Annotated in this window: 7 protein-coding genes; 3 read left to right on the forward strand and 4 right to left on the reverse strand. The window is 62.0% G+C overall.

From position 1 onward, the window contains the following. The coding region (locus ACY69P_RS12800) for a hypothetical protein (protein WP_462327752.1) at positions 1–846 on the reverse strand (846 nt) is incomplete at its 3' end. 604 nt (positions 847–1,450) lie between these two features. Between ACY69P_RS12800 and ACY69P_RS12805 the strand changes: the two genes are divergently transcribed. Then, positions 1,451–2,164 (forward strand): tetratricopeptide repeat protein, encoded by a 714-nt coding sequence (locus tag ACY69P_RS12805; protein ID WP_462327753.1) that lies wholly within the window; start codon positions 1,451–1,453, stop codon positions 2,162–2,164. 89 nt (positions 2,165–2,253) lie between these two features. Here ACY69P_RS12805 and ACY69P_RS12810 read toward each other — a convergent pair whose 3' ends face one another. Genes ACY69P_RS12810 through ACY69P_RS12820 form a run of 3 tightly spaced genes read right to left on the reverse strand, consistent with a single transcriptional unit; the run spans position 2,254 to position 4,914 of the window. Beyond that, positions 2,254–3,273 carry a glycosyltransferase family 9 protein gene (locus ACY69P_RS12810; RefSeq protein ID WP_462327754.1) on the reverse strand — a complete coding sequence of 340 codons (1,020 nt, stop codon included), beginning with the start codon at positions 3,271–3,273 and terminating at the stop codon, positions 2,254–2,256. Beyond that, on the reverse strand, positions 3,266–4,300 hold the full coding sequence (locus tag ACY69P_RS12815; RefSeq protein WP_462327755.1) for a glycosyltransferase family 9 protein: 1,035 nt from the start codon (positions 4,298–4,300) through the stop codon (positions 3,266–3,268). The genes ACY69P_RS12810 and ACY69P_RS12815 overlap by 8 nt, the downstream gene beginning before the upstream one ends. Next, on the reverse strand, positions 4,297–4,914 hold the full coding sequence (locus ACY69P_RS12820; RefSeq protein WP_459898900.1) for a D-glycero-alpha-D-manno-heptose-1,7-bisphosphate 7-phosphatase: 618 nt from the start codon (positions 4,912–4,914) through the stop codon (positions 4,297–4,299). The genes ACY69P_RS12815 and ACY69P_RS12820 overlap by 4 nt, the downstream gene beginning before the upstream one ends. Before the next feature lie 216 nt (positions 4,915–5,130). Between ACY69P_RS12820 and ACY69P_RS12825 the strand changes: the two genes are divergently transcribed. Next, complete coding sequence (locus tag ACY69P_RS12825; RefSeq protein ID WP_462327756.1) at positions 5,131–6,174, forward strand: hemolysin family protein; 1,044 nt, start codon at positions 5,131–5,133, stop codon at positions 6,172–6,174. Positions 6,175–6,182: 8 nt separating this feature from the next. Then, positions 6,183–6,614: a cytochrome c maturation protein CcmE gene (locus tag ACY69P_RS12830; protein ID WP_459898904.1), complete on the forward strand. Its 432-nt coding sequence runs from the start codon at positions 6,183–6,185 to the stop codon at positions 6,612–6,614. The last annotated feature ends 50 nt before the right edge of the window (positions 6,615–6,664 follow it).

Genomic DNA, 6,664 nt, shown 5'->3' on the forward strand with positions numbered 1-6,664 from the left:
TGGGAAGCGTTCGGCGGGGTCTGTCATGGCAAGAGTGAAGGCGTCCTGTGTGGGGATATTGTGATGCGTGTCGCCTGTTTCGGGGCCGAAGGGGGCATTGGCGTCTGCAGGAGCGAGTGATGAGAGGGGGGCGTCTGTGGGGGGGGCTGTGGGGGCGTGGTCTGGAGTGGTTTCATTGGGCGCGGCGGCGTCCTCCAGGTCGTTGATGGCATCCAGCAGGTCCTGTGTGGTGAGAGTGTCATCATCGGCGGAGCCTTCAAGGGCAAGGCGGGAAGCGAGGTCGTCCGGCAGGGGCGCTTCGTTGTGGAACAGGGCGCTTTCGTCCGGCGTATAGGGGCGAAGTGGAGAAATGTCGCCGCCGGGCGTAATGATGCGCGCTAGTCCCGGGTCCAGCAGGTGCGCCTGCGCAGTGGGCGTGGTGATGGCGGCAGGGATTTCCGCCGGAGCAAAGCAGCCCACAAAGGTGTCCGCGCCACCTGCGGCAATGTCCACACCGCCTTCGTGCAGCGAAATATCGGCCTCCGGGAGCACAATATGAAGGTGCTGAGCCGAAGAATCTTCGGTTTTTTCTACGAGAGCCCTATAGACTCCTGCCGCAATGGCGATAGTGAGAGGGGACGAGGCGACGACATCGCCCTGCGCTGCGGTGAAAATCGACGCAGCACTGTTTTGCGCCTGGAGGAGGGTCGCGGCATTGTCAAATGTGACGCACAGCGTGCTGTCGTCTTCTGTGACAAGCGTTTCCTGTGGGTAAACTGGTGATCCTGTGGAGAGAAAACGGAGACCGGTTTCAGATGTGGCATAGGTGCTGCCTGTGGCGTGGATGACTTCTCCTAGTGCTTCCATAGTCTTGCTCCATGTTCCGCAGTGGCTGTAGATGGCCTAGAGTATGCATAATGTCGCAGCCAAGGGCAATGCATTGTGAAGAAAAACAGACCAAAGTCCCACATCCTGCAATCTCCAAAATGTGGAGAAGAAATTTGGGGCTTGGTGCGTCAGCATTTTTGCGGGGGCACGTTGTGGGCGTGCTGTGCATGGCGCATGGCGCGCGGCGGCGTTGTGCCGGGACGTGGCGCGGCCTAAAAACGGGGCGGAAAAATGCCGCCCCAGCACCCCTTTGCGGCAAAAAGCGTGGCCGAACGGTTGTTTGCCGCAAAAATATTGTATATCAGACGGCTGGGCTCAATATGGGACACATGCGTCGAAAACCAAGGGAGGCCAGAACCTTCGCGGCGCAAACCCGTGCCTCAGCCTTGAATAGTTTTACCGGATGTGCAATTCATGAATAAGCTGGAAACGCTCTCCGCGCGGGGAATTTCCGGTGGCGGGAGATGCCATGTTTGATACTCCAGACAAAAGGGTGCGTGAGGACTTTGCACGCGCCAAAAGTGCACTGCATAAGGGCAACATCGCGAAGGCGTTGCTCCATGCGGCCTCTGGAGTGCGGCAAATGATGTCCCGTAAAATATTCGGGCGTGCCCGGTTCGAGGTGGAGGTTCACCTGCAGGAATTCCTCAAGGACTTCAACCGGCATCCCGAGGTCAAGGCCTTTATGCGGTCCAAGGGCGTGAAGGCCGGGCCGTATGTCACCTTCCGCCGGGGGACGGAGCGGCAGATTTTCGCCTTTTTCGTCAAGACCCTTGAAGTGCTGGAGGCAAAGGAAAAGGAAGCCGAGGAGGACGCCGAGGTCAAGCGCGCCCAGCGCAAGAAGCTCCTCTTTGCCAAGGCGCAGCAGGCCTTCAACAAAAAGGAATTCCCCAAGGGCAAAAGCCTGCTCCGTCACGCCATTGAGGAGTTTGGCCGCGAGGAAGGCGTCCTGCGTGAAGCCGGGGCGCGGATGCTCAAGGCCGGGCTGTATTTTGAGGCCGGAGAGGTGCTGGAAAAGGCGCTGCTGCTCAATCCGCGTGACAGCAAGGCCCTTGCCTACGCCGTGCAGGCCTACAAGAATGCCCGCGAATATCCCAAGATGGAAAAGATGTACCGCTACGCCCTGCGGACTTTTGGGTCACACCCCAAGACTCTGCTGCACATGGCGGAGATGTACATTGAGTGGCGCAAGTACGACGAAGCCTACGACTACGCCAAGCAGGCCTACGACGCCGACAAAAGCCTCGCCAAGGCCAAAAAGATTGTGGAACTGACAGAGAAGCGCATTTTCCGCTAGCGCTGTGCTGGCACCATAGGCCTTCACGCGACGGCCCGCCTCCGGGTATACCGGAGGCGGCCCTTCGCGTTGGCAAAAGTGGTGTCGTGTTACGGCTGCGGCGCGGTAACGGCGTGAAACACGGCGTCTGGAGTGATGTCCCTCATGCACTGGACGCCGCGGTCACAGCCGCGTCCGCCGTGCAGGGAGCAGGGGCGGCAGGGCAGGGCGGATTCCAGCACAGTGTCATGCTTGCCGCTGGGGAAGAAGCCCCAGTGCCGCGTGGTGGGGCCAAACAGGCCCACGGTGCGGGTGCGCACAGCAGTGCCGAGGTGCATGGGGCCGGAGTCGCCAGTGACCAGCACGTCGCACTGCTCCAGCAGCGCGCAGGTCTGGCGCAGGGTGGTGGCGCTGGTGAGGTCGGTGACGCCGTCCGGCGCGGATGCGCCGTAGAGCGGGGCGGGGTCGTGCCCGACAATGAGGCACCGCCATCCGGCGGCAACCAGCCGCTCCGTGAGCTCGCGCCATGAGGCGTCCGGCCATTTTTTGCCGTCGTGCGTGGCGTAGGGGTGCAGGGCGGCAATGGGCGCCGCGAGGCTGTGGCGGGACAGAATGCCCCGCGCCTCGGCGCGTTCGGCCTCGCTCAGGTGAATGATGGGCCGTACGGCGGAGGCCGGGACGGCGCCGCGCTCCACGGCGCGGGCGTAGCGCTGGGGCACATTGAGCGTTGTCAGGCTGTCCCCTGCCCACTGCCAGCCGAAGCGGCCAAACAGCCGCCGCGCCAGCGAAAATTTTGGATACCGCCGCACCGGACCGCGCCAGAACGTGGCAAGTACCATAGACCGCAGGGTGCCGTGCAGGTCAAGGAGCCCCCAGCCGTCGTAGCGCGCGGCCAGTTCGCGCGCGGCCTGCACCCATTTGAGGCCTTTGAGGGAGGCGTCCTCGGGCATGACGGTGTTTTCTATGGCCGGATGGCCGGTCAGCACCGGGGCGTTGGGCTTTTTGGTCAGCACATGGAAGGTCCAGCCGCGTGTGGCATGCAGGTGGTTCAGAACGCCTGTGGTCAGGACCACGTCGCCAAGGGCGGACATGCGTACAACAAGCCATGAGGTAGGAAGCGCCTTAGCCACGCGTCTGCTCCAGTGTGGTTCGCACGGCGTCCCACGCGGCGTCGGGCGTGATGCCGCGCATGCAGTCGTGATGGCCCTTGGGGCACTGCCGGGGACCGTGCAGGGAGCAGGGGCGGCAGTCCAGCGGATTTTCCAGCACCGTGGAGTGCTGTCCACGCGGGAAGAATCCAAGCTCGCGCACCGTGGGGCCAAAGATGGCCACCAGCGGCGTGCCCTGTACCCACGCCAGATGCATGGGGCCGGAGTCGCCGGACAGGTAGCAGTCCACGCCAGCGATATACGCCCCAAGCTCAGGCAAGCTTAACTGTCCTGCAAGGTTGGAGAGCTGACCGCTGTCCGGCGAGACGCCAGACAGGCGCAGAACCTCTTCCGCAAGGTGGATTTCGTCCGGTCCGGCAAAGAGGATGACGTGGATGCCCGCGTCGGCGGCGCTGCGCATGACGCTGGCAAAGTATTCCAGCGGCCATTGCTTGGTGGGCCATGTGGAGCCGGGATGAATGCCAAGGGTGGGGGCGTCGATATCCGCAAAAAAGTTTCGCGCGTGCACCCGCGCCTGCGGCGGCAGCACCAGCGTGGGCTTGGTGGTGGACGGAATGCTCAGCGGCTCAAGGAGCTTGCCAAGGCGTTCAATTTCCTCCAGCTGGTCAAAGGCGCGGTCCACGGTGTGGGTGTAGAGCCAATTGTTGAACCATGGAGAATTGTAGCCAATGCGGCGGCTTGCCGACGTCCAGCGCGCAATGAGGCCGCTGCGCAGGCTGGTGTGGGGGCTTATCCACAGGTCAAAGCCTTCCTGCGCCAGCGAGCGCCCAAGGCGGTAGGCGCCGCGAAGGCCCTTTTCCTTGCCGCGCTTGTCAAAACCGCGCACGGATGTCAGTTCCGGCTGGGCCGTAAACAGGCTGTCCACGCCTTTGCGTACAAAAAAGTGAAGCTCCGCCTCGGGGTAAGCCTGCGAGACGGAGTGGAGAAGCGGAAGGGTCAGGATGGCATCGCCAAGAAAGGCGGTGTTCCAGATGCCGATTTTGATCATGTGACTGATTCGCCGATTGTGGCGTTATGATGTAGAATGAAATCGCATGCCGCGCCAAGGTCGCGGGCAACGACGTGGGGCGCGCCCGCAGGGCGCGGCGAAGGCCGGGTCCAGATGGAGAGCGGCGCGCCAAGGGCGTACTTGTCCAGCTCTCCCGCACCCTTGCCGGTCAGCACCAGAATGCTGGCGGCCAGCCCGGCCTCAAGGCCAAAGCGCACGTCCGCGTCCTTGTCGCCAATCATGACCGTGTTCGCCGGTGACAGCCCATGGTCAGCGGCAAGGCGCGACCACATGCCCGTTGCGGGCTTGCGGCAGTTGCAGGGCGTATCCGGGGCGTGGGGGCAGAAGGCGGTGTCCACAATGCTGACGCCGTAGTCCGCGAGCATATCGCGCAGGCGGGCGTCCACGGCGTGGTAGTCCGCCTCGGGAAAATAGCCCCGGCCAATGCCGGATTGGTTGGTGGCAATGAACAGGCGTATTCCGGCGCGCGCCAAAAGCGCAAGCCCCTCTCCCGCACCGGGAAGAAGTTCAACGCCTGCGGGATCGTGCAGGTAGTGCTTGTCGACGATGACGGTTCCGTCTCGGTCGAGGATGACGTTTTCGATGTTTTCCATAAGAAGAAGATAGGGTATAGGCGGTCTCGCCGTTACGCGTCTCTTTGTGAGCCACAACAGGCGCGGCGTCAAGAGTGGGGCCATGTGCAACTATTATCACTTGCGCGCAGGCGCGTAGCTCTGGTAGACAGCCAAACAGTAAAGAGGAACCTGTGAAACCGCACCAATGCTTGATTAGCGAAAAAAATTCAGAAGCCGGAACCGGTGGAGTCCGCTGTGCTTGAACTCATTCTGGCCATCGTTCTCGCCACCGGGGTCTCCATGTTCTGCTCGGTGAGCGAGGCGGCGCTGTATTCAGTGCCGTGGAGCGTTATAGAGCGGCTGAGAAAGGCGAACTCCAAGTCCGGACACCGCCTCTACGCCCTCAGGATGAACATTGACGAGCCCATCGCGGCTATTTTGACCCTGAACACGGTGGCGCATACAGCAGGCGCGGCCATAGCGGGCGCTGCGGCGGACAAGCTCTTTGGCTCCGAAAACCTGCTGTACTTCACGCTTGTGTTCACCGTCATCATCCTTGTGTTTTCGGAGATTCTGCCGAAGACCATCGGTGTGCAGTATACGCGGACCCTTGCGCCGCTGTTGGCGCGGCCCATGGGTGGGCTGGTCTGGCTCCTAAGGCCCGCCATTTGGGTGCTGGGCTGGGTGTCCAGACTGTGCGAGCCCAAGTCCGCCGGCCCCTCGGCCACGGAAGAGGACATCACCGCCCTTGCCGCGCTTTCGCGCCGTTCCGGCGTGCTGAAGCCGTACGAGGAAGAGTCCATCCGCAACATCCTGCAACTGGATGTAAAGGTGGTTCGCGAGATTATGACGCCGCGTACTGTGGTGTCGTCACTGCCTTCGTCCATGACCGTGGCCGAGGCGCGCGAGGACACCCACTGCTGGGCGCACAGCCGCGTGCCCGTCTACGATGAGGACCCCGAGGACATCGTGGGCATCGTTTTCCGGCGCGACGTGCTGGAAGCCGCCGCCGAGGACCTTGAGGACCGCCGTTTGATGGACCTCATGAAGCCTGTGCTCTTTGTGCTGGATACCTTGACCCTGGACAGGCTGCTCGGTAAATTTTTGGGATCGCGCACGCATTTATGTGTGGTTCTGGACGAATACGGCGGGCTGTCCGGCGTGGTAACGCTGGAGGACGTCCTTGAGGAAATCCTTGGTAAGGAAATCGTGGACGAGACCGACGAAGTGACAGACATGCGGGAACTTGCCCGTCAACGCCGCGCCGAGCTTGCCCGGGCGGTGAAAAAATCCAGATAGGACCATATATGGCGAAGAAAACGAACAAGACAGTCTACATTGTGGCCCTGCTCCTTCTCGTGGGCGGACTGGGATCGCTCGTGTATTCCGGCCTGTCCCAGAACAGTGTGTATTTTTTGAACGTTTCCGAGGCCCGGGCCATGCCCGTGGGTGAACTCTCCAACGTGCGCCTGTTTGGCACGGTTGCCGATCAGGATCTGGTTGGTGGTCCCGGTCAGAAAGGCGTGCAGTTCCGCCTGCTGGACAAAAGCGGCAACAAGGACTCCATCGCGGTGGAGTACGACGGCGTGGTGCCCGACACCTTCAAGCCCGGTGCCGAAGTCATTGTCGAAGGCGGAGTTGATTCCACTACCGGCGTCTTTGGCGCGCGGACCCTCATGACCAAGTGCCCCTCCAAATACAAGAAGCAGCGCGAGCAGGAAAAAGCTCAGAACGGCTGATGCGCACCTGTTCTCCCTCCTTTGCGCCACTCTCACGCCCGGCCTTGGCC

The organism is Desulfobaculum sp. (genome assembly GCF_054921475.1).

Coding starts and splice junctions, on each gene's coding strand:
- ACY69P_RS12830 (WP_459898904.1), top strand. CDS start 6,183: ATGGCGAAGAAAACGAACAAGACAGTCTACATTGTGGCCCTGCTCCTT.
- ACY69P_RS12805 (WP_462327753.1), top strand. CDS start 1,451: ATGATGTCCCGTAAAATATTCGGGCGTGCCCGGTTCGAGGTGGAGGTT.
- ACY69P_RS12815 (WP_462327755.1), bottom strand. CDS start 4,300: ATGATCAAAATCGGCATCTGGAACACCGCCTTTCTTGGCGATGCCATC.
- ACY69P_RS12820 (WP_459898900.1), bottom strand. CDS start 4,914: ATGGAAAACATCGAAAACGTCATCCTCGACCGAGACGGAACCGTCATC.